The organism is Ancylomarina sp. 16SWW S1-10-2 (genome assembly GCF_009669305.1).
GTDB lineage: Bacteria > Bacteroidota > Bacteroidia > Bacteroidales > Marinifilaceae > Ancylomarina.
Genome location: NZ_SADB01000009.1, coordinates 33812 through 57349, shown reverse-complemented (window position 1 = coordinate 57349; position 23538 = coordinate 33812). Strand labels below are relative to the sequence as shown.

Below are 23538 nucleotides of genomic sequence, written 5' to 3'. Positions count from 1 at the left end.
TAAATAAAAATTCCATACAATTATGCGTAAATTATTAAAGAAAATAGACTTCTTCAAGTCATTAGGTTGGTTTGGGAACATCATTCTTAGCATTGGTGTAATTCCACAAGTTGTTCAAACATGGGAAACCAAAGATGTTAGTAGTTTCAATTGGTCATTCCTACTAATGTGGGCTTTTGGTGTTCTATTTACTTTTATATACATAGTGGAAGGCGATCTAAAATCGGGCAAGAGACAATACCCTCTTTGGCTTAATTACATGGTTAATATTATAGCAACCTTCTATTTATGTTATGCTAAAATTATTTATAGCTAAACTTTTAAAATCGATACGATGAAAAAATTACTCGTACCAATAATTCTGGCTTTTTTTAGTTTAAATGCCCTATCGCAAAACGAAACGGAAGCGTTTCCAACTGATTTAAAAATCGACAATGTAGATCTTAAGTTAAAAGGAACAGGAACTCGTGAAAAGCTGTGGATGGACATGTACACTCTAGGCTTATTCATTTCTGACACACAACAAGATGCCAACAAAATTGTATCTGGAGATGATACATCAATTGTGCGTTTAAGTATTATTTCAGGTTTAATTACTGCTGAAAAAATGGATAAAGCTATTCGCGATGGGTTCGAAAAATCGACCCAAGGAAAAACCGAGCCTATCCAAACTGAAATTAAAGACTTTTTAAACGTCTTTAAACTCGGCGTTGATAAAGAAGATTTATTCCAATTCACCTATCAAGTAGAATTAGGAACTACTATTTCAAAAAATGGTAAAGAGCTTGCTAAAATTAAAGGACTTGCTTTTAAACAAGCGCTTTGGGGCATTTGGTTAGGTAAAAATCCTGTTGATAAAAAATTGAAAGCAGAACTTCTGAAATAAGAATATATTACAATATGCCTTAACGCAATCATTTTATGATTGCGTTTTTTTGTCTAAAAAATCGTAACTTAAAATTAATTTCTATCTTAGTCGCCGCTTTATAATAGAACACTCTTATTTGAAATAAGTACTTGTAACTTAAACGAACTTCAAGACTTTTACCTTAAACTTTTTTCATATACCCTACTCTGTCTTAATATTAAAAAAAACAAAGATGAGCATATATTCAAAAATTATTGGTTCAGGAAGTTATATTCCAGAAATAAAAGTAGCGAACAAAGAATTTCTCAAAAACACCTTCTACAATGCAGATGGTAGTTCCAACGGTGCAACAACTCATGAAGTAATAGAAAAATTCTATAACATTACTGGAATTGAAGAAAGACGCTATGCTCGTGAGGACCAAAAAGCTTCAGATCTAGCATTTATTGCAGCAAGCAGAGCTATAGAATCATCAGGCATTGATAAAGAAAGCCTTGATTATATCCTTGTTGCTCACAATTTTGGTGACGTTTCTGCTAATACTGTAGCGCCACAACTTATGCCAAGTTTAGCTGCACGTGTCAAGCATTTACTTAAAATTGAAAATCCAAAGACCATAGCTTACGATATTCTATTTGGCTGTCCAGGCTGGGTGCAAGCGATGATTCAAGCCAACTATTTTATTAAATCAGGTGATGCTAAACGCGTTTTAGTTATAGGTTCTGAAACCCTATCGAGAGTTTGTGATCCGCACGATAGAGACAGTATGATTTACGCTGATGGTGCAGGTGCTACAATTCTTGAGGGAGTTGAAAGTGATACGCCAACAGGTATTTTATCTCACTCCGTTCGTACCGATACTTTAAATGAAGCTTATTTACTTTGGTCGGGAGCTTCTCACAATCCTGAATTTCAAAATAGGGACCGTGATTTTTACATTAAAATGCAAGGAAATAAGATCTATCAATATGTCATTTCGAATGTTCCTCAGTTAGTTAAAGAATGTATTGAAAAAGCAGGTTTAGGTTTAAAGGATATCAAAAAAATCTTGATTCATCAAGCCAACGAAAAAATGGATGAAGCTGTTGCTAAACGCTTATTCCGACTATATGGAGAAGGAGATGTTCCTAATAACATGATGCCAATGATCATTAAAAAAATGGGGAATAACTCGGTAGCAACCGTGCCTATTCTTTACGATATGATTGCTAAAGGAAAACTCGAAGGTCACAATTTCACGAAAGGTGATCACGTTGTATTTGCATCCGTAGGTGCAGGTATGAGCATTAATGCCTTCGTTTATCAATTTTAGGATATATTCTAAAACTCACATATAACTAAAGAGCCTCATATTATTGAGGCTCTTTTGCATACAGCCCAATAATCTAGATACATACCTCTCTATTTTTTTGTAATCAATCTACTATCAAACAAAAAAATAAGCCTATATTGATACACACAAATATTAATCATAAGCAACTATTAGCTATGGCATATCTTTTCAATCTATCAACACTATTCTGTTTTATTTGTTCGTTAGCTTTTTTAGTCATATTTCTATACAGCACTTATATCTTTTATATCGAAAATGAAAAAAAAGCAGCTCTTATTGCATTGCTTATCAGTACACTATTACCTATCCCCTATTTCGTTGCTTGGTACTACAATTACAATATATTAGCTCTAATTCTCTTTGCGGATATCATACTTACTGGATTATTATTTATATATCCTTTTAAAACTTCCGATACAATTTGTGATGAAACTCCACTAAACAAAGTTGATGAAAGAGATGTTATGTTCTCAAGAAATGAACTAGAAGTAGGTAGTGAAAATTACAAAACCTATTATAAACAACATCCCGAAAAAAAAGTATTAGATGATGCCTTTAGAAGAGAAGCTGGCTTAGGTTCAGAAAAAGCAATATTCAATCATACACTTGCTTTTGCTGCAGCACATGCTAGTTTCTTTACCGTAGGACAATTTAAAAAAGTTGTTGACGGACAGGTTAATCCTGAGAAAAAAAAAATTTCATCAAAGGATATGGGCATCTTCTTAAAACCATGGGCTAAGAAACTAGGTGCTTTAGATGTTGACTTTTGTAAGCTAAAAGACTACCATTGGTATTCGTACAAAGGACGTGGAAACGAATATGGCGATATCATAAACAACCCACATTCTTATGCCATCGCTTTTACTGTCGAAATGACTGAGGGAATGGTGAAAGCTGCACCGCAATCTTCTATTATAATGGAATCGGCACAACAATACCTCGATTCTGGTCGAGTTGCCATTCAAATTGCAGAATTTCTACGTCATTTGGGTTATTCAGCAAGAGCTCATATTGATGGTAATTACCAAGTTATTTGTCCTTTGGTAGCTAGAGATGCTGGCTTAGGTGAAATTGGTCGTATGGGTTTACTCATGACTCCCAAACAAGGACCAAGAGTTCGGGTAGGTGTGGTTACCACAGACTTTCCTTTGGAAACAAGGGATCGAAAAAAATTGAATTACATGCTAGACTTCTGCCTACATTGCAAAAAATGCGCAGAAGTTTGCCCAAGTAAATCTATATCTTTAGAAGATCCTAAAATGATTGATGGCGTAAAAAGATGGCAAATTAATTCAGAATCTTGTTTCACTTATTGGTGCAAAGCAGGAACTGATTGTGGACGCTGTTTAGCAACTTGTCCTTTTTCTCATCCTGACAACTTATTACACAATGCTATTCGATTTGGAATAAAATATTCGCCCCTATTTAGACGTATTGCAGCACCTTTAGATAATCTCTTTTATGGACGTAAACCGAAACCAAAGAAACTTCCTAAGTGGATTCGATAATGTGGTATCCTAAGCTGAGTCGAAAGTTCATTATATGACAATGTGGAAAATAAAAAAAATCCTTTTCTCATCACGCCTGAGGCGTTCCGATGGCTATCGGAATTGTTTCACTCAGCCTTAAATTTAAGATTTAGCCTTACTTCTCCTTATTATCAGCAAACCAATAAAGGTTAATAATCCATTCAACATTAATAATTCAAAGCCGAGTTTAAAGCCAAACCACTCCATTGAATTTTGAGCTAATACATAACAAAGAATAGGCGCAACAATTGTCACAACAGGCACCCATTTATCCTTTACTTGTATAGAAGTGAATAAACCAAAGGCATATAAGCCCAAAAGTGGTCCATAAGTATATCCGGCAACCGTGAAAATGGCTGAGATAACAGAATCATCGTTAATGGCTTTGAAAATTAAAATAACAAGCAATAAAACAAAAGAAAATAAAAGGTGAGAACGAATTCTAAGTTTCTTAGTCTTTACTTCATCATTTTCATCTGCACCTAAAATATCAACCGTAAAAGAAGTTGTTAAGGATGTTAGTGCCGAATCGGCACTCGAGTATGCTGCAGCCATTAAACCAACCAAAAAGAAAAGGCCAACAACGGGTCCTAAATATTGAGTCGCCAAAATTGGGAATAAATCGTCGCCTCGTTGAGGTAAAGCAATACCCTCGTGTTGGGCAAACATTAAAAGTAAAGCGCCGAGCAACAGAAACAACATATTGGCTGGAATAAAAGCAAGACCATACCAGTACATATTCTTTTTAGCCTCTTTCAAATTTTTACAGCTCAAATTCTTTTGCATCATATCCTGATCAAGTCCTGTCATCACTATAGTGATAAAAGCACCCGTGAAAAACTGTTTCACAAAATGTTGTTTACTCGACCAATCATCAAATTCAAACATTTTTCCACAGCCATAATCATTAATGGAACTCACCAAGCTAGCTGCATTCATATCTAACTTATCCATAATAAGATAAATACTAATACCAACAGAAAGGAGCATAAATAAGGTTTGAAGACTATCAGTCCATATTATGGTTTTAATACCTCCCTTAAATGTATATAACCATATCAACATAATGGTAATAAGTACAGTAAGTGCAAAAGGAACATTCCAAGCATCAAATACTGTAATTTGTAGCACATTTGCCATTAAAAATAATCGAAATGAAGCACCAATTATTCTTGATAATAAAAAGAAAGAAGCTCCTGTTTTATAGGAAACTACACCAAATCGACCTTTCAAATAGGAATAAATTGAAGTCAAGTTCAATCGATAATAAAGTGGTAGAAGAATATTTGCTACAACAATATAACCCAGCATATATCCAAACACCATTTGCATATACGAAAACTCTGTAGAACTCACCCAACCTGGCACCGATATAAAAGTAACACCCGAAAGTGAGGCGCCTACCATACCAAATGCAACAACATACCATGGAGATTGTTTATTTCCCAGGAAGAAGGCTTTATTATCTGCTTTTCGGCTCGTGAAATATGAAATACTCAGTAGAAGCGAAAAGTAACCTACAACTACAAGTATAATATTTAGTGGTGACATAGAATTCTTTTAAAAATAAGACTCAAAAGTAAAAATTATCATCATAATGCTGTCAAATTATTCCATATTTTAAACCAAACATATTTTAAGAGGTATATGCTTCATCAAAATCTTAAACTCCCTCAAGATTAATTAATCCGAAAAATACCTACATTTGAGCTAGAAATAGAAATTTGATCTCTTGCAAATATTGCTTATTAATTAAAGTATGAATTACGATAATTTCCCATCTAAACTACTAGAAAATGCCGTTTCTGAATTTTCAAAACTCCCCGGAATAGGCCGAAAAACAGCTCTTAGATTGGTCTTACACCTTCTTAATCAGAACAAAGAAGATGTAAGGAAATTTGGGAACACCATCATTCAATTACGTGAAGAAGTTAAACATTGTAAATCTTGTTTTAATATTTCAGATACAGATATTTGCGACATTTGTGCAAGTCCTAAAAGAGATAAAACGACCATTTGTGTCGTTGAGAGTATTCGAGATATTATGTCAATTGAAAGGACACAGCAGTACAATGGCATCTATCATGTTTTAGGTGGCATAATATCTCCTATGGATGGAATTGGTCCTAGCGATTTGCAAATTAAACCACTCATTGAGAAAGCTGAGAAAGGAGATCTAACCGAAATAATTTTAGCCCTTAGTACCACAATGGAAGGTGATACAACAAATTTTTATTTATACAAAAAATTGAAACCTCATCAAGTTCCAATTACTACAATTGCTCGTGGCGTTTCCATTGGTGACGAACTTGAATATACTGATGAAATAACTTTAGGTCGTTCTCTACTAAACAGAATGCCTTTCGATAAAAGTTTATAACTTCAATTCCTTGATTATATTTTTTAAAAGAATTTAGCTTTTGTCAGTATTTAATTCGTTAAGAAAGCTTATCTTCAAGAAGTAACTTATGATATATAAAAAAACAGCTATTAATTAAAAAAGTTAACTAATTCATTAATAAGATATACTTGTCTTTTTCTCTTTTTTAATTAAATTTGTATTCTATTTAGACTAAATAAACAACAACAATATGGCAAAATACGAAATCTTTCTACCAGCTATGGGAGAAGGTATCATTGAAGCTACAATTACAAAGCTCTTAAAAAAAGAAGGCGATTCTGTCGAAGAGGAAGATTCAATCATGGAAATTGCAACAGATAAAGTTGACTCTGAAATTCCTGCTCCTGTTAGCGGTATCATTGCTAAAATATTATTTGAAGAAGGTGATGTCCCAAAAGTTGGCGATATCGTAGCCATAATCACAACAGATGGTGAAAGCATTGAAGACTCAAGTTCACCTTCAATAGTTGAGGATATTCCTGTTGAAGAAGCAAAACCTGAAATGACATTAGCTCCATTTCCTGTTCAGGAAAATGAGCCAATGAAATCCAAAACTGAAAATGGTAATTTCATTTCGCCTCTTGTAAGAACAATTGCAAAAGCCGAAAACATTACAAACCAAGAACTAAACTCTATTCTTGGATCTGGGGAAGCTAAGCGAATTACAAAAAAAGATATTCTTCAATATATTAAAGATCGTAAAGTAGTTAAAGTTGCAAAGCCTGTTACTTCAGCACCTGCCCCTACACCTCAAATAAGCACTACAGCCCACAAGTCGTATACAGGACAAAACGTTGAAATAATTGAAATGGACAGAATGAGAAAACTGATTTCTCAACATATGACCAACTCACTTCAGGTTTCAGCCCATGTAACTTCTTTTATAGATGTTGATGTCACACCTATTGTTCAATGGAGAAATAAGATTAAAAATGATTTTGTTAAAAAACATAATCAAAAATTAACTTATACGCCAATTTTTATCGAAGCTGTTACTAAAGCAATTACCGATTATCCTTTAATTAACGTTTCGGTTGATGGTGACAGAATTATACGTAAGAATTTCATCAATATTGGAATGGCTACTGCCCTACCCAATGGAAACCTGATTGTTCCAGTTATAAAAGATGCAAACGAGAAAAATCTTATTGGCTTAAGTAAATCGGTTAACGAACTTGCTAATCGTGCTAGACTTAATGAGTTGAAACCTGATGAAATTCAAGGAAGCACTTTTACAATCACCAATCTGGGAGCATTTGGAAGTACAACAGGTACTCCAATTATCAATCAGCCTGAAGTAGCGATTCTTGCAATTGGAGCAATCAAGAAGAAACCTGCAGTTATTGAAACACCAGAAGGTGACAGTATTGGAATCAGACATATCATGGTTCTTTCATTATCATACGACCATCGTGTGGTTGATGGTGGACTTGGTGGCATGTTCTTAAAACGAATTGCTGAAAACCTAGAAAATTTTGATACCAATCAATTATTATAAAATAAATTTACCTCTTTAATATTTATCAAAAAAAAGTGCTTAATTCTAATTTAGCACTTTTTTTATGCAAAAAATCAAAGTTTTTCATATCTTGTGTTGTTAAGTAGTAATAAGGGTTACATCAAAATGATTCTGCCTTTTTATTTGATAAAATAAAGCTATTTTGAAATCTGTAATCATTATTAATTAATGATATTAAAAACAGAACCCTACACTCTAATTTTGTATGATAACTGATTGTCTGTAATATTTAAATATATGCTGAGATTGAATTCTGGAATTCAAAAAAAAACATCCACTCAACTTTTAAGAACTTTTTTGTTCTTTATAATTGTAGCAATTGGTATCAACAACAGTTTTGCTAGTAATTCGCTCTCTACCCAAGACAAAACGAGTAAACGAAAAAAAACAAAGATGGCAGAAATGTATTTTGCCAATAGAAATTATAGTGACGCAGCTCCTATTCTTTTCGATTTACTACTGCTTGATAGAAAAAATGCAGATCTAAACAATATGCTTGGAGTTTGCTACTTCAACCTAGAATCTGAAAAAGAAAAGTCGACAGAATATCTAGAAAATGCAATTAAATACACGAAATCAAGAAATAATATTCCTCTTGCCTACTATTACAACCTAGGTAAATCATATCATATTAATTATCAATTTAGCAAGGCAATAAGAACCTTCAATAACCTTTTAAACTTGATAGCTCGGGACGATGTAGATTATATTGCTGACGTTGAACATGAAATTGAAATATGCAGAAATGCTATTCAATTAACAGAACATCCTGTAAATATAACAGTCAAAAACTTAGGAAATTCAATCAATACCGAATATACAGAACATAGTCCAGGTGTAACTGCTGACGAAGCAACAATGGTTTTCACTTCTCGACGAAATGGTACAGGTAGTAAAGTTGATACAGATGGTCAATTCTTCGAAGATATCTATCTTTCAAATCAGGTTAATGGTGTATGGTCTAAACCTGAAGGCATTCCTATATTAAACTCAAAAGATCATGATGCTTCAATCTCGATTTCTGCTGACGGACAAGAAATTTATGTTTATAAAGCAAGTTACGATAGAGATAGTAAAACAAGTAATGGTGATATTTACGTCAGCAAAAAAGAAGGTGAAAATTGGACTAAACCACAAAAATTAAATGCCAATATTAATTCCTCCAGCAAGGAAAGCCATCTTTCTATCACTGCTGACGGTGGAACCATCTATTTTTCTAGTAATAGACCAGGTGGTTATGGAAAAATGGATATTTATAGCATAAAAAAATTACCTAATGGAAAGTGGGGACCTGCACAGAATCTAGGTCCAAATATTAATACGATTTATGACGATGAAGCTCCTTTTATCCACCATGATGGTATCCATCTTTATTTTAGTTCTAAGGGACATAAAACGATGGGAGGATTTGATATATTCAAGTCAACATTAAAAAATGGGCATTGGAGTAAACCAGTAAATGTTGGTTTTCCTATAAACTCTACCAGAGAAGATATCTACTATACACCAACTGCTGATGGTAAAAGAGCCTATATGGCTTCGTATAGAGAAGGGACACTTGGTAGAATGGATATATTCAAGATTGAACTTCCTGATGCTGAAAATACGGGTCTATTTGTTCTAAAAGGGAAACTCGTTAACACAAAAGGTAAACCTGTAGGAAACGCTAAAATAAAAATAAGCACAGATAACAAAACTGTTGGTTTGTATCAACCAAATACAGCTACAGGTAAGTTCCTTTTTATTATTAATGCAGGGAAAAAATACAATCTAGAAATTATAGCTAAAGGTTATAGACCTTTAAGTACCGTTATGAATATCCCAAAAGAATATGCAAATAAGGAAAACCACAGTGTCATAACTCTCCTACCACTTGCACTACGTTTGGAAGACGAAGAGGATTACCCTGCTGAACTTAAACTAATTGATTTCGAAGCAAGTAAAATTAAAGGAGTAGAAAAAGGCATCGAAGTTCCTGAGGTAAAAGCAGATACTTTACCTAAAACTGCAGAGACAAAAAAATTACCAATTATTAAACGATTAATAAAGACGCCTGATGAACCTAAAAAAGTAGAGATTAAAAGTCTTGGTACTATTCCTCCTTTGGGTTCTTTATTTTTCACAAATGAGTTAGCCACATCTGATTCAAGTATTATTGAGAAATATAAAGATATACCCGGAGTTAAAGAAGTTAAAAACCCTGGAAATAAATTCTCATACATTCTTGGTAAATATGCAAACTACAAAGATGTCGTAAAAGCAAAAAAAGAACTAGAAAACAAAGGTTTGAAGAATATAAAGATCCTAATGATCCAAAAGAATAAACTTCTAAAAGAACCTAAAAAGAAAGATAATTATTACACCATACAAATATTAGCATTGCAGCTTCCAATAGCACCAGAAATATTTAACCAACTCGATAATGTTAAAATACACAGAGGCGAAGACGGTTTAAGTAGGTACACTTATATGAAATTTAAAACATTAACTGCTGCTAAATATGAGTTGAACAAACTTATTAGAATGGGTTATTGGGATTCTTTTATACAAACCGTAATTAATGATAAACTGGTTTATCCTAAAATGAAATTCTCAACAAGTACAGCTTACACAATACAGTTAATGTCTCTTAAAGAAGCTAGACCTGTTACATATTTTAAAAATTTGAAAGGTGTAAATATATATAGAGATTCTAACGATATTTACAGATATAGCTATAAAATTTTCCCTTCGAAATATGAAGCACAACTTGCACTTGGCGAAGTTCTAAGAAAAAATTATTGGGATGCCTTTGTACGTAAAGCATATTGGGGTGAAGAAGTTCTATTCTCTAATTTAGGCACTAAGAAATCGAATAAATATACCATTCAGATTATGGCTTTAAACAATCCAAAATCGCTAAATTATTTTAACAACTTACCTGTTGAAAGACTTAATATGAATAAGGGGAAAGATGGTTTATCGAGGTATACTTACGATGCATTTGAAAATAAAGAAGAGGCAAAATCATACCTAAATGTTGTTTTCAAAAAGGGATATTTCGATGCCTTTACAAGAACAATTAAATGGTATAACAAAAACTAAATTAGCAACTGAATACTCATTATTGTTTTAATAGACTTTATGCAAATTTTGGAAAATAAATCGATCCAATTAAGAGCTTTAGAGCCTGAAGATCTTCAACTACTTTATAGGTGGGAGAATAATTCAGATATCTGGGAAGTTAGTCATTGTCAAAAGCCATTTTCGCTATTCGTATTAAAGCAATATTTAGAAAGTTCTCATCTAGATATTTATGAAAGTAAACAGCTTAGATTAGTTATTGAATTGAAGGAAAATAATGAAGCAATTGGTTTAATCGATCTATTCGACTTTGATCCTTTTCACAATAGAGCGGGAATTGGGGTACTCCTTCATGATAAAATACACCGTCAAAAAAGTTATGCCAGCGAAGCTTTAGAAACATTAATTAACTATTGCTTTAAAAGTTTGCAATTACATCAACTCTATTGCAACATTACAACTTGTAATCAAGCAAGTGTTAATCTTTTTAGTTCAAAGGGATTCGAAATAACAGGAACAAAAAAACAATGGATTAAAAGCCAAGAAGGATGGAAAGATGAATATTTTCTTCAATTGATTAATTCCTAACAGTAGATAAACGTTTTATACAAGAAAAGTCCAGCAATGCTGGACTTTTATATTTTAAAAACTGACTTTAAATTATTATTCAACAATAATGACTTCGTCAAAGATTTCAATTTTATCTCCTGGACGAATTTTAGCCCTTTTACGGAACTCAACTTCACCATTACGTATAACTTGACCATCTTCTACAAAGATCTTAGCCTGTGCCCCACTTTCGCTAATACTCAAAGCTTTTATAAGCTTTATAAGTTCAATATACTCAGTATCTAATTTAAAGTTAATCATAGCCTAATGCTTATTATATTTATACAAATTGAGTGGCAAAGATATTATTTTCTAAAGACTAATGAAAGAATAAATAAGCAATACCAATTGCAGCTATAATTCCAGCAAAATCGGCAATTAATCCACAGGTAATAGCATATCGCGTATTCTTTATACCAACAGATCCAAAATAAACAGCTACAATATAAAAAGTTGTATCAGTAGCTCCTTGTAAAACCGAAGTCGTACGTCCAACAAAACTATCTGCTCCATATTGAGTCATCGCATCAACCATCATACCACGGGCTCCAGATCCACTCAACGGTTTCATTAAAGCAGTTGGTAAAGCAGGTATAAAATCGCCATTAACACCTAATACAATACAAAGTTTCTCTACAGCCTGAATAAACATATCCATAGCGCCAGATGCTCTAAAAACACCAATGGCAACCAATATGGCTATCAGATAAGGAATAATCTTTACGGCAATGTTAAAACCATCCTTAGCTCCTTCAATAAAACTCTCATATACATTTACTTTACGAATAAAAGCAAGCAAAATAAAAGATACAATTACGGAGAATAAAAAAACATTACTTACAACTCTCGAAATTAAAGCAATTTGTTCTTTCTCGATACTTGAAAAATACATAATAATTGCAATAATAAAAGCTGTCATTCCTCCTAAATAAAGTAGAATGACCTTATCCCATAATTTTATCTTTTGCATTATTGCAACAGCTATTAAACCCGTAATAGTTGAAAAGTATGTTGCTAATAATATGGGTATAAATATATCAGATGGGTTAACAGCACCAAGCTGAGCTCTATAAACCATTATAGAGATTGGAATAATGGTTAATCCAGATGTATTCAAAACTAAGAACATGATTTGCGCATTCGATGCTCGATCCTTTATAGGATTAGCCTCTTGCATTTGAGTCATGGCTTTTAAACCCATAGGAGTTGCTGCATTATCCAAGCCTAACATATTTGCTGCTAAGTTCATCATAATAGAACCATGAGCTGGATGATCTTTAGGTAACTCCGGAAATAAGCGATTGAAAAATGGACCTATCAAACGAGAAAAAATTTTAATTATCCCTCCTTTTTCACCAATTTTCATGATACCCAACCAAAGGGTTAAAACGCCAGTTAAACCAAGCGAAATATCAAAACCCGTTTTCGCCATATCAAAAGTTGAATTAACCATTGCAGGAAAAACTTCCATGTCTCCAAAAACAATCAACTTAATTAGACCAACAATAAACGCCAATACAAAAAAGAAAACCCAGATATAATTTAATGCCATAAGTCTTATTTTACTTCAGTGAATTTTTAATACTCTCCAAATTCTCTTTCATTTGAGTATCATTGGGTTTTATTTTTAAAGCTTTTATAAAATAGAATTTAGCTACAGATAAATCACCCGATTTAAATGCTGAATTACCTTTATTTACTAGATCCTTATACTCTAAATCTAGAGCATCCGTTTTATCTTTATCAATAGCTTCTTCAATTTCGTTCAATTTATCTTCTATAATACTTCTATCTGTAGCCAATGCTAAGGCTTTCTTATAATAATATCGAGATACCGAATAATTATTCTTTTCAAACTCTTTCTCTCCAGATTGCATAAAACTGTTGTATGCTTTGCGATCTTTTTCTGATTTAAAAGCAAATCTTAACTCTTTAATCTCACTTAACTTTTCTCTTGGGTAATCACGATCAAAAACGCCCAAAGCTTTTTCATAATAGGCTTTTGCTTTGCTTAAATATCTATCCTTTATTGCCACATCAGCTTTAGTAATAAAGGCTTTATACTCTTTTTCTTTCTTTTTTAATAAATTTTCCCTGAAAGCATTTGAATTTTTAGCCAAAAGCTCATCCTCTTCAGATTGCTTTTTAGCCTTAAAAATCATTTCAATCTCTCTAAGTTGAGATTTGACATAGGCATCTTGAGGTTTAATTTCCTCTGCTTCCTTATAGTGGAATCGAGCTATTGAGTATGACTGTTTTTTAAAATGAGTATCTGCTGCAGCAAGAGCTTTTTCAAACTCTTTTTCAAGCAAGTTATGCTGTCTATTTAATTTATCATTATTGGCAATAGCCACATCAATAATCTTAATCTGAGCTTTTGGATATGATTTTTTATAATTTAAATCGATAGCCGACTGATACTTGTCTTTAGCAGACACCCAATCCTTTTCTGCAAATAATTTATCTGCAGAACTTATATAACCCTCATATTCCTTTATAAGAGCTAATTGATTTGCCTCATCTTGTTTCAACTTAGCTAGTTCTTCATTTGCTAAATCAATCTGTTTTAAAGCGTATTCATCACTTCTTATAATTTGCAGTGCAGATTCATATGCCGTAATTGATTTAGCATATTCTTTATTCTGAAACCAATTATCTCCTTCACTTATAAAGGCCCCAAATTTCTTATTTAGAAGAGCTTTCTTTTTAGATAGAAGTTCAGCTGCTTTTAACTTTTTATCATTTTCAGCAATTATATCTCTAATCTTTGAAAGTTTAGCCGTAGCATATAAATCGCCAGGTTTAAACTCTAAAGCTTTTTTATAATCAGATCTTGCACTTTTATAAGTCTTATTATTAAAGGCCTCATCAGCAACAGCAATTGCATTTTGATATTTCTCCTCAATTAATCTATTTTCTTGTTCCTCTTTCTCCTTTTCTTTAGCTAAACGATCAAGCTCATCTAATTTCAAGTTAGCAAGCTTTATTTGTTCCTTCGGATAAGATTCTTTAGATTTTAAATCTAATGCAGACTGATAGTTTTCTATTGCTGCAACATATTTTTCAGCTTTAAATTCGCCATCAGCTAAACCTATTAAAGCAAGATATTTATCATCTAGCAATTTTCTATCTGCTTTAATTCTATTGGCTTCAGCAATAAATCCTTCGAGTTTCTGAATTTGTTCTTTAGGATATTTTGCATCAGGTTTCATTTTAGAAGCACTCATAAAACTTTTATAAGCAAGTTCATATTCTTTTGAACCAAACTGAGATTCTCCCTTTTCTATAAATTCCTTATACTTAGCTTCAAATTCCTTAATAGCTGAAGCCTGATGAAGTTCTTCCGCCATTAGTTCTTCAAGTTTGTTGAATTGATCTTTAGGATACTTTTCGTTGGGCTTAATATCTAGAGCAGCTTTATAATATTCTCTGGAATCATAATACTTTTTAGCAGCCAAACTATTATCTCCTTTTACAATTAGGGCAGCATATTTCTTTTCAAGTTGCTGCTTGGCCAATTCTAGTTTTGCTTTCTCTTCTTGTTCTTGTTTTTTGTCAAGTAAACCTTGTTTTGCCTTTTCTATTTGATCCTTTAAATAAGCAACTTTAGGCTTAATTAAAAGTGCCTGTTGGTAATTACTCAAGGCTTTTTCAAACGCTTCAATGTTCATTCCAGAATCGGCTAAGGCAACTAATTCTAAATATTTTTTTTCTTGCGCTTCCTTCTCGGCAATCAATTTAGCCTGTCTAGATAATAAACTTTCAATTTTAAGGAGTTGAGCTTTAGGATAAGTCTCATTGGGTTTTAAGCCTAAAGCATCGGTGTAATTTTGTTTTGACTGAATATATTCCTTACTCTTAAACTGTTTATTCCCAGAAATAATAAGGGACTTATATTTCTTATCAATTTCTTTTTGTTTTAGCTTATTAGCCGCCATTTCTTTTTCTCTAGCTATAACATCATTTATCGCTTGAATTTGTGTTTGAGGATAAACGTCATCAACAGCTAGCTCAAGAGCTTTTTTATAAGAAGCCAAAGAGGTTAAATAATCTTTCTTTTTAAATTGATTATCAGCTAGCTCAATTATTTTATTATACTCAGCTACTAATGCTTTCTGTTCAGCAATAAATTGGGCGTTTGCAGCTGTTAACTGTCTCTGATAATCCAACTTATCATTTATAATCTGAATCTGTTCTTGAGGATATAATTCTTCCGACTTAAGTTTAAGGGCCAATGTGTACTGAACCTTTGCAGCTTCATACTCCTTAAGATCAAATGCATTATCTGCCGATACGATAAAGGCATCATATTTTTCTTGTAAAGCTTTTTCTGCAGCTAATCTATTGGATTCATTCTCTTTTTTCAATCTTAAATCAAGTTCAATTTTCGTTATTTTAGCAAGCTGATCCTTTGGGTATCGTTCTGCTTGCTTAACTTGAATAGCCGCATTATAGTTAACTTTTGCTTGTTCGTAATTGGCAATAGCAAAATCCTTATCAGCTAATTCAATTAGTCCGTTGTATTTTTCATCAATAAGTCGTTGAGCTTCAAGTTGGCCTTCCTGATTTAACAATAGATTATTTATCTTAGAAATTTGATCTTTAGGATAAACTTCGTAAGGTCTAAGCATTAAGGCTTCATTATAATAAGATTTAGAATCGGCATAACTCTTTTTTTGAAATTCGATATCGCCTTTTTTAATTGCCAAATTATACGCCGCTTTTATTCTAGCCTTTTCAGCCAAATACGCCTTTTGTTTTAGTCTAGTTTCTTCCTCAATACGTTTAAGTTCATCCTCAATATCGGTAAGAAACGACAAGTCCGTCTCAATTAAATCCGTTTCATTATTATACATGATTACGCCTATAGGCTGATCAAAAATAGACAAATCGATACCTGGGAAAAACCTGAACAATTCAATAGAAAATTTACATGGAGGGAAACGGCTATCTCTTTCAAGAACATCCTGAGGAACATATGTCGAAACACTAACTCTTTTAGTTACAAAATCCTCTTTTGAAAATTCAAATATAAAATCGTACCCAAAATTTAAAGTATAGGAAAACTTACCATTCTTAGGAACACTTTTGACACTCACTTGTTCGGAGTCTTTATAAAGTGTGATTTTCACATTATCAAGATCGCCTCCATCAACTGTAACATCCCCTTTTACAATACATCTTTCTTGAGCATAACTATGATTAGAGAAAAGAGTTAACACTAGTATAAAAAAAGCGAAGCGAGTATATTTTAAAATGATAGTTCTCATTTATTGAATCCAATTATATTATTCTACTATTAATAGTTCCTATCTAGAAACAAAAATAAAGAAATATAACTAGTATTTGCCTAGTTCCAAAATTGGTGAAGACTTAAATTCAGAAGACAAAAAATAATTTTCTCAAATCAGCACTAATTATCAATAAAAAAAGCGAACGACTTACAAGATAACACCCTAATACAGAACATCCTGAGAGCCAATTAAGCTCTCAGGATATTACATTATTATAAAGAATCACTTAATTAGACTTCTTTTTTAAATTTCTACAATCTTAGCTAGATCTTCTATATTTTTTAATTTCAATATTTCATCACGTTCTTTCAAACATAAATTTTCTTTGGTTAGTTCATCCCAAGATCCATAATATCTTGCCATTTTTGTCAATAATACAACCTTACAAAAATCATATCGAGCAAATTCACTAATTGCATAAGCTCTATTCATATGTTTTTCTTGTAATTCTCTATCACCTGAGTCAAAATAAGTCTCAGATAAGAAACTCTTAAAAAACACCTGCAATGGGTATGCTTTCGAGCGCATTAAACTGTCATTGCAAAATTCTAAATCCTGAATATTACTTTCCGATAATTTCAAACCTAATTTATTCTGAGCTATCAATTTATATGCTCTCAACAACTTATGATTTGAAAAATATGTTTTTACTGCCAATTGATCATAGAATAATTCGGCATCTTCAATTAACTGAATAACCTTATGATAGGCTTTTATGTAGAATAAAACATTACATACAAGAACCTCGAACTCTCCACTCCAACTCTCATTCTTACCTACAATTTGCGAATATGCCATTTGACGATAATAGAATATGCGAAATAATTCTAATTCATTACTTTTTCCTGTAATATGATTATAAAACAAGATACTAGTGAATCGCAAAGCAATTGAATAAGCTGAACAGCTTGAATCTGGTTCTAATTTATTTAATAAGGTATAATATTTATCAGCAAGTTTCTGCTCCAATGACATTAAAGAAGTCATAAGCAGCATACTTAATGATTTTATTTTAATTGATTGATTTTCGTTCGTTTCTGATATAAACTCAACAACTTTTGCAAAATCACCACTAAGACGATTAAGATTACCTGTTAAAGCAAACATAAATTCAACTGAACGAGTACCTGTAGCATATGTTTTAATTAAATCGATATGTTTATCATCCATATTGGAGATAACAATAGTTAACATATCAGTTACAACACAACTAGTTAAAGTATCCTCGTTAAGTTCGAAAAATTTAGAAACTGCTTCAAAATTTTCAGTACCAACAGCAATATTAAACAACTGAGCAATTAATCTATTCTTCAATTCTGAATCTTGATAATCCAACTCAATTTTCTTGAATAAAGCAAAATCAATTCCCTGATTTTTTTCAAGTAATTCCTTAACTACTAAAACTTCAAAAATTTGCTCATTGTATATTTTCACAAACTTACAATAACTATTAAACTCATTAACAGAAACATACTCGGATATTAAACCATAGCTCAACATTTCTTCGTAGGCAGAATAATAGTTCCCTGCTGTTTTTAGATGGATAGGAAACATCTCCTTCAATTCTACTTTCTTAATAGAATGTGAAGCTTTACCATACTTTTGAATTTTAAGAATCCCTTTTAGAATATCTAATTTCTCCTCTGAATAACGAGAATAATATATCTTATTCTTTAAAAATTCTTCAATCAACTTGTAGCCATCATTTAATTCACTCGATTTATTTGGAGCATAAGTCTTGATAAACAATTCCAAGAAAAAAGGATTTGAGATGGTATTTCGTTGATAATAATCCAAGTCTTCGGTCCTAAGTTCAAAAAAGTATTGATGATTAACTGTTTCATCAAAAACAGACTGAATCTCTAAATCATTTAATGGAGGAAAATTGCGTTTATCAGTTTGATCGAGATCAATATCTATATCATACCAAGCATTTGAAAGACCATTTTCTCTTTGAATAAAAGGAATTGCAAATTTCTCCCAAGTCGTTGTCCTCGCTGTTACAATCAACTTGATATGATTTGATTTCATTCGATTTGCAATGAATTGATTCAATTGCAAAAATAGACGTTCCAATTTTATATTATCATAACTAACCTCATCTAAGGCATCCAATATTAAAATGATCTTGCCTTTGCAAATATTAGGTCTATCAAAAAAATATTTAATATCCGATTTTGAATTGGAATTTAATTGATCTTCAAGCCAGCGTTCTAACATAAAATCACTGCTCAAACAATTAATCATGAAACTTGCATCAAAAAATAAAATAACATCCTCACTTGATACATCTTGTCTTATTCTCTCATACCATTTTGCAAGCATGGTTGACTTTCCTGCACCTCCTGGTGCAACAAAGCTAAGTGCCATCTTATCTGATTCAAGAAATTCACTTATTTTTTCCTCTCCAATTTTTCGACTTACTACAGCGTTAAAAGGAATCCCAGACTGACTTTTTATAAGATTGTAAGCATCGTTGCTTAACTCGTAAGCTCTTTTTTGAAAAGCTTCCCAGGTGGTTGGTTTAGCTGTTGAATCATTAGATTCAATTACATAGTTATATTCAAAATCAGTCCATGATTTAAAGCCCACATATTGTGCTAATAAATTTAGGGTAAACTTAGAAGGAGTTGAAGGTGATTTAAGAAGGCCATAAAGTCGACGAATTGTAGTTGCACTTATTCTTCCGCCTGTAGATTCACAAATAATCTCAGATAAAACCTCACAATCTTTGTTGTAAGATAATTCTTGGCCAAACTTATTAAGGATTTCTTTTTTAAGATATTCAAGCATAGCGCAACTTTTATTAGTTATAGCAGTATAAAAATATACTTACTTTATACTATAAACAACCACCAATTACTAATTACGTCCTTTGGTTTTATATTTACGTCATATGAGTTTCTATGTGCGTTTATGACAATATCCTAAAGGATTAAACACTTATAACATCATAAAAACCATTAGGTTTAACAAATCACTAATCTATTTAACACAACAATGATTAACAAGCGATATATAAACAAACTCACTTAACCTATTGTAAATAATTCTTAAATATTCTTGATTAATGAGGCAGGGGATCTGCTAATTGTTTTAACTGTTCAAAAAAGATTTTTTTCTTTCTCTCCGCAACGACTATTTCGTCATTATTTTCCAAAACAATTTTACCGGTTCGTCCGTTTACATACTGTTTCATAAAATTCAAATTAACGATATGCTTATTATGGACCCTACAGAATGAATCGTGAGGTAAAATATCATCAAAATTTGACATTGGTTTAGACACAGTTATTTCTGAGTTATCTTTCATATATAAATGCGTATAACAACCATCTGCCTCACATCTAATAATATCATTAATATTTACAAGTTTAAAACCATAAGTGTCAGGTAAAATAAGACGATTACGATCTCTTTTTATTAAATCAAATACGCCATCTACATTGGTCATATCTTGAACTCTATTTTTACATAGATAACGTGAAACACACTCAATTAATTCCTCAACTACTATGGGTTTAAGTAGATAATTAAGTACCGAACAATTTATTGCCTTAATTGCATACTGATCATAAGCAGTAACCAAAACTGTTTCATAAGAATTTTTATTTGTTTGCTCAAGAACATTAAAACCTGTACCGTCCTTAAGATTTATATCTAAAAAAACTAAATCTGGGTTTAGTAGATTTATTTGTTCAATGGCTGAGCTTACTGAATTGGCCGTTTTAATTATTTTTATTTCTGGACAATGCTTAGATATTAAGCTTGACAGTAGATAGATGCTTAGGTCCTCATCATCTACAAGAATAGCTCTTATTTTATCCATTAGAATTATGTCTTTCAAATTTTAAACAAAAACGGTTCCATAATAAATTATGGAACCGAAATATGCACTTTATAAAAAATAAACCACTATACTAAACACTATTGTTTAATAGAAATAAATTTAAGTTCTAAAAAATCTTAATTCCAATTTTTAAACGTGGAAAAGATAGTCCATTTATAAAAGTAGTATTTTCATCTGCACCCTGAGTTCCTGGTACTATAACAGTCTCAGTATGCTGATACATATAATTAAAAATGTTAGCTTCAATTCCTAGGAAAAAGTTTCTTGTAAAATAATAATTAGCTCCACCAACTATTGCTCCTCCAAAACCTACGGCTGTAGCAGTAGCTGTTCCATCAGACCCAATAACTAAATCCTCATTATTATCAGCTAACCAAGTTGTTTGAGTACTCTCTAAACGTTCGTATTGAAAATTAAAACGAGCACCTCCATACAAATCAACATTTTTAAGAAAACTTTGATCTTTAGTAAAATCAAAATGATAATCTGCACCAGCAGAAATATTAATTTTATAATTCTTTGTTTCTGGACTTCCCTCAATTGCAGGAATTTCAGAACCTAAAATTTCGTTACCATCTGAATCCAGCGCAGCTGAAATTCCTTCATAAGCATCTGCTCCATCTTTCGATTTAGAACCATAAGAACCAAATAAGTTTAAAGAAATCTTATCGGTTAAAAAATAGTTTAACGAAATACCAGCTAAATTAGTAATTGAAGATGGTTCTTCTGTTGAGAAGCTCCCTTCATAACCCAATCTAGAAACAGTACCAACGGTTCCGTTACCATAGTCTAATACACTTGGATCTATTGATGATACATCATTGCTACCCAATACTGCAGAAACTGTAAAACTTCCTTTTTTAGGTATATATGAATTGGTATCTTCAGATGTATCTTGCGAAAAAGCAACAGAACTTACTAGAAGTGACAGGGAAATCAAAGAAATAATTTTTCTATACATAATCTTTGTTTTTAAATTTGAATTCCAAAGTAAGTCTCCTCATACGAGGAGACTTTCTTTATCCCTAGTCTTCTAATAAAGCATTGTATTCAGCTTGTCTAGCATCTAAATCAGCTTTAGCTTCAGCAACAAGTAATGTAAGTCTTTCTATGTTAGCTTCTGCTTCAGCTATAACTACTTCTTGATCTCTAACAGCGTTAGCTTGAGAATAGTTTCCAGCTACAATTTCAGCAAGAGTTTTCTCTTGAGCATAGATTGCTTCTTCGTTAGTTTTGATATCATCTTCTATGTCTTTAATTGCAGCATCAATGTTATCAGTCATAGCTGAAAGAATCGCTACTTCTGTATCATCAGTAGAAGTCTTGTAAATAAATTCTAAAGCACCCAAACGAGTAATTTCTTTAGTCATTACAGCAATAGCATCAGTTTCAACTTTCTGAGCATCTGTAAGAGCAGTTTCAGCATCAGAAGCAACTAGATCAGCAGCATCTTTAGCATCTTGAGCAGCATCAACAGCATCTTGAGCAGCATCAACACCAGCAAGAGCAGCAGTATATGCAGCATTTAAAGAAGCTACATCAGCATCAAAAGTAGCTACAAAAGCATCAGAGATTGCTTTTTTAGCATTATACTCTTCTGTTAAAGCAACTAACTCTTCTTCTAATAATTCAGTCTCATATGTAGTTAGATCATCAGCGTCAAGTTCATCTTGCTTAGCATCCATAACATCTTTAGCCGTTGATGTTTCAGCTTTAGCAGCATCAAAACCATTTTGTCTAGCTGCAACTGTCAAATAAATACCTTTTTCTTCGTTAGAAGCCGCACCAGCATTTTCTCCTACCCAAGTCGTAATATCAGAATATGCATCGGTAGCAACTTGATCGGCAGCATCTTTAGCATCATTTGCATCAGTAACAGCAGCTTCAGCTACTTCAACAGCGTCATCAGCAGCATCTTTAGCAATCATAGCAGCAGCTACATCAGCATCAGACTTATTAGTTTTAATTGTTTCAGCAGCCAATTTTTCAGCTTCTAAAGCTTCTTTTGCAGTAATAAAAGCATCCCAATCGTTAGTTTCTTTTAAGTTGCTTACAACAGCCAAACTAGCAGCAAGCTCTGCTTTAGTTGTATTTAAAAGAGCAATATCTGCTTCTTTATCACCTTTAACATCCATATTGTCAAAGTCATACATCAAGCTAGCTAAAGTGAATTTGCTGTAAATCAAATCGTTATTTGCATTTAACAAGTTGTTTGTTGCAGTATTCCAATCGCCATAAGCTGCTGTGTATAGACCATAAGCTTTATTTAAATCATCATTTGCCTTAGTAATTAAACCTTGAGCAAGAACAGAAAATTCATATTCAGCTGTTAATTTTTGTCCATCCAAAGCAATTTTGGCATTTTCAAGCACCATTAATGCATTAGATAAACCAACTTTTTCATTCGCCAATTCAAGAATAGCATTATCACTAGCTGCTTGCGCTTCTGCAATATCCATTGCATCCATAGCTTCAGTTTTTGCATTAGCAAGTACTGCTGCCTTAACTTGAGCTTCCTTAAGGGCAGCTTCAAAAGTTTTAATAGCCGCTTCAGCATTTCTATAGGCAGCGTTAGCCTCTTCAACTGTCGCTAGTGCTAAGTTAAGAGCCGCTTCAGATTGGAAAACTTCTGCTCTAGCATTTCGCATAGCAGCAACAGAATCAGATTCGTCGTAAGTGTCACAGGCGTTAAAACCTAGCACCAACATTAAGGCTACAGGAATAAATTTCAATTTCATCGTATTAAATTTAAAGTTAAAAATTTTATTATGTCTTATTAAAATACCCACTCTTACATGGGTGAAAATTAATACAGGCAAAACTATTAACTTAATTACAAAATAACTAGCTTAAATATATAAGTGCGTTGTTTCAACTCATATCTACGTAAAGAAAATAAAAACCATAAAAAAACCTTATAAAAACCAACATTAATGGGGCTTAAGAAATTATTCACAAGCACAATTTAAATTTCACTTATAATCATAACTACCTCACAAACACTCATCAAAACAAAAAATCATAAACATAACAACACAACAACCAACATGATAATACTAAACAAAATACACA

At 32.4% G+C, this 23538-nt stretch carries 16 protein-coding genes; 8 read left to right on the top strand and 8 right to left on the bottom strand.

The features are described 5' to 3' along the window. Positions 1–22: 22 nt before the first annotated feature. The 4 genes from EMN46_RS09050 (at position 23) to EMN46_RS09035 (ending at position 3709) form a co-directional block, all read left to right on the top strand. Complete coding sequence (locus tag EMN46_RS09050) at positions 23–316, top strand: PQ-loop repeat-containing protein (protein ID WP_154200485.1); 294 nt, start codon at positions 23–25, stop codon at positions 314–316. Between the two features lie 18 nt (positions 317–334). Next, complete coding sequence (locus EMN46_RS09045) at positions 335–886, top strand: chalcone isomerase family protein (RefSeq protein WP_154200484.1); 552 nt, start codon at positions 335–337, stop codon at positions 884–886. 214 nt (positions 887–1100) lie between these two features. Next, entirely contained in the window at positions 1101–2180 is a 1080-nt protein-coding gene (locus tag EMN46_RS09040; protein WP_154200483.1) for a 3-oxoacyl-ACP synthase III family protein, read from the top strand. A gap of 176 nt (positions 2181–2356) precedes the next feature. After that, a complete protein-coding gene (locus tag EMN46_RS09035) occupies positions 2357–3709 on the top strand; it encodes a reductive dehalogenase domain-containing protein (RefSeq protein WP_195715230.1) in 1353 nt (450 codons plus the stop codon). A gap of 123 nt (positions 3710–3832) precedes the next feature. Here the strand turns inward: EMN46_RS09035 and EMN46_RS09030 are convergent, their stop codons facing one another. Continuing rightward, positions 3833–5281, bottom strand: a complete 1449-nt coding sequence (locus EMN46_RS09030; RefSeq protein WP_154200481.1) for a sodium:solute symporter — start codon at positions 5279–5281, stop codon at positions 3833–3835. Between the two features lie 208 nt (positions 5282–5489). Here EMN46_RS09030 and recR point away from each other — a divergent pair, with 208 nt between their 5' ends. The 4 genes from recR to EMN46_RS09010 all read left to right on the top strand — a co-directional run bounded on the left by recR (position 5490) and on the right by EMN46_RS09010 (position 11301). Then, the gene (gene recR / locus EMN46_RS09025) at positions 5490–6110 is read left to right on the top strand and encodes a recombination mediator RecR (protein ID WP_154200480.1); all 621 of its coding nucleotides are present in this window, start codon (positions 5490–5492) and stop codon (positions 6108–6110) included. Positions 6111–6321: 211 nt separating this feature from the next. Continuing rightward, positions 6322–7629, top strand: coding sequence for a dihydrolipoamide acetyltransferase family protein (locus EMN46_RS09020; protein WP_154200479.1), 1308 nt, complete (start codon positions 6322–6324; stop codon positions 7627–7629). A 258-nt stretch (positions 7630–7887) separates the two neighbouring features. Beyond that, positions 7888–10734 (top strand): PD40 domain-containing protein, encoded by a 2847-nt coding sequence (locus tag EMN46_RS09015; RefSeq protein ID WP_154200478.1) that lies wholly within the window; start codon positions 7888–7890, stop codon positions 10732–10734. A gap of 39 nt (positions 10735–10773) precedes the next feature. After that, a complete protein-coding gene (locus EMN46_RS09010) occupies positions 10774–11301 on the top strand; it encodes a GNAT family N-acetyltransferase (protein WP_154200477.1) in 528 nt (175 codons plus the stop codon). A 75-nt stretch (positions 11302–11376) separates the two neighbouring features. Here the strand turns inward: EMN46_RS09010 and EMN46_RS09005 are convergent, their stop codons facing one another. The 7 genes from EMN46_RS09005 to EMN46_RS08975 form a co-directional block, all read right to left on the bottom strand. Continuing rightward, the gene (locus tag EMN46_RS09005; RefSeq protein ID WP_154200476.1) at positions 11377–11583 is read right to left on the bottom strand and encodes an RNA-binding S4 domain-containing protein; all 207 of its coding nucleotides are present in this window, start codon (positions 11581–11583) and stop codon (positions 11377–11379) included. 58 nt (positions 11584–11641) lie between these two features. Then, positions 11642–12874: a nucleoside recognition domain-containing protein gene (locus EMN46_RS09000; protein WP_154200475.1), complete on the bottom strand. Its 1233-nt coding sequence runs from the start codon at positions 12872–12874 to the stop codon at positions 11642–11644. A gap of 10 nt (positions 12875–12884) precedes the next feature. Beyond that, the gene (locus EMN46_RS08995) at positions 12885–16592 is read right to left on the bottom strand and encodes a hypothetical protein (RefSeq protein ID WP_154200474.1); all 3708 of its coding nucleotides are present in this window, start codon (positions 16590–16592) and stop codon (positions 12885–12887) included. A gap of 267 nt (positions 16593–16859) precedes the next feature. Beyond that, positions 16860–19409: a hypothetical protein gene (locus EMN46_RS08990; protein ID WP_154200473.1), complete on the bottom strand. Its 2550-nt coding sequence runs from the start codon at positions 19407–19409 to the stop codon at positions 16860–16862. Between the two features lie 274 nt (positions 19410–19683). Next, entirely contained in the window at positions 19684–20445 is a 762-nt protein-coding gene (locus EMN46_RS08985) for a LytTR family DNA-binding domain-containing protein (RefSeq protein WP_154200472.1), read from the bottom strand. A gap of 127 nt (positions 20446–20572) precedes the next feature. After that, complete coding sequence (locus EMN46_RS08980) at positions 20573–21427, bottom strand: BT1926 family outer membrane beta-barrel protein (protein ID WP_154200471.1); 855 nt, start codon at positions 21425–21427, stop codon at positions 20573–20575. A gap of 64 nt (positions 21428–21491) precedes the next feature. Next, a complete protein-coding gene (locus EMN46_RS08975; RefSeq protein ID WP_154200470.1) occupies positions 21492–23204 on the bottom strand; it encodes a hypothetical protein in 1713 nt (570 codons plus the stop codon). Between the last annotated feature and the right edge of the window lie 334 nt (positions 23205–23538).

What these genes read in the sequence shown, in the direction of transcription:
- EMN46_RS09050 (WP_154200485.1), top strand. Translation starts at nt 23, where the DNA reads ATGCGTAAATTATTAAAGAAAATAGACTTCTTCAAGTCATTAGGTTGG.
- EMN46_RS09045 (WP_154200484.1), top strand. Translation starts at nt 335, where the DNA reads ATGAAAAAATTACTCGTACCAATAATTCTGGCTTTTTTTAGTTTAAAT.
- EMN46_RS09040 (WP_154200483.1), top strand. Translation starts at nt 1,101, where the DNA reads ATGAGCATATATTCAAAAATTATTGGTTCAGGAAGTTATATTCCAGAA.
- EMN46_RS09035 (WP_195715230.1), top strand. Translation starts at nt 2,357, where the DNA reads ATGGCATATCTTTTCAATCTATCAACACTATTCTGTTTTATTTGTTCG.
- EMN46_RS09030 (WP_154200481.1), bottom strand. Translation starts at nt 5,281, where the DNA reads ATGTCACCACTAAATATTATACTTGTAGTTGTAGGTTACTTTTCGCTT.
- recR (WP_154200480.1), top strand. Translation starts at nt 5,490, where the DNA reads ATGAATTACGATAATTTCCCATCTAAACTACTAGAAAATGCCGTTTCT.
- EMN46_RS09020 (WP_154200479.1), top strand. Translation starts at nt 6,322, where the DNA reads ATGGCAAAATACGAAATCTTTCTACCAGCTATGGGAGAAGGTATCATT.
- EMN46_RS09015 (WP_154200478.1), top strand. Translation starts at nt 7,888, where the DNA reads ATGCTGAGATTGAATTCTGGAATTCAAAAAAAAACATCCACTCAACTT.
- EMN46_RS09010 (WP_154200477.1), top strand. Translation starts at nt 10,774, where the DNA reads ATGCAAATTTTGGAAAATAAATCGATCCAATTAAGAGCTTTAGAGCCT.
- EMN46_RS09005 (WP_154200476.1), bottom strand. Translation starts at nt 11,583, where the DNA reads ATGATTAACTTTAAATTAGATACTGAGTATATTGAACTTATAAAGCTT.
- EMN46_RS09000 (WP_154200475.1), bottom strand. Translation starts at nt 12,874, where the DNA reads ATGGCATTAAATTATATCTGGGTTTTCTTTTTTGTATTGGCGTTTATT.
- EMN46_RS08995 (WP_154200474.1), bottom strand. Translation starts at nt 16,592, where the DNA reads ATGAGAACTATCATTTTAAAATATACTCGCTTCGCTTTTTTTATACTA.
- EMN46_RS08990 (WP_154200473.1), bottom strand. Translation starts at nt 19,409, where the DNA reads ATGCTTGAATATCTTAAAAAAGAAATCCTTAATAAGTTTGGCCAAGAA.
- EMN46_RS08985 (WP_154200472.1), bottom strand. Translation starts at nt 20,445, where the DNA reads ATGGATAAAATAAGAGCTATTCTTGTAGATGATGAGGACCTAAGCATC.
- EMN46_RS08980 (WP_154200471.1), bottom strand. Translation starts at nt 21,427, where the DNA reads ATGTATAGAAAAATTATTTCTTTGATTTCCCTGTCACTTCTAGTAAGT.
- EMN46_RS08975 (WP_154200470.1), bottom strand. Translation starts at nt 23,204, where the DNA reads ATGAAATTGAAATTTATTCCTGTAGCCTTAATGTTGGTGCTAGGTTTT.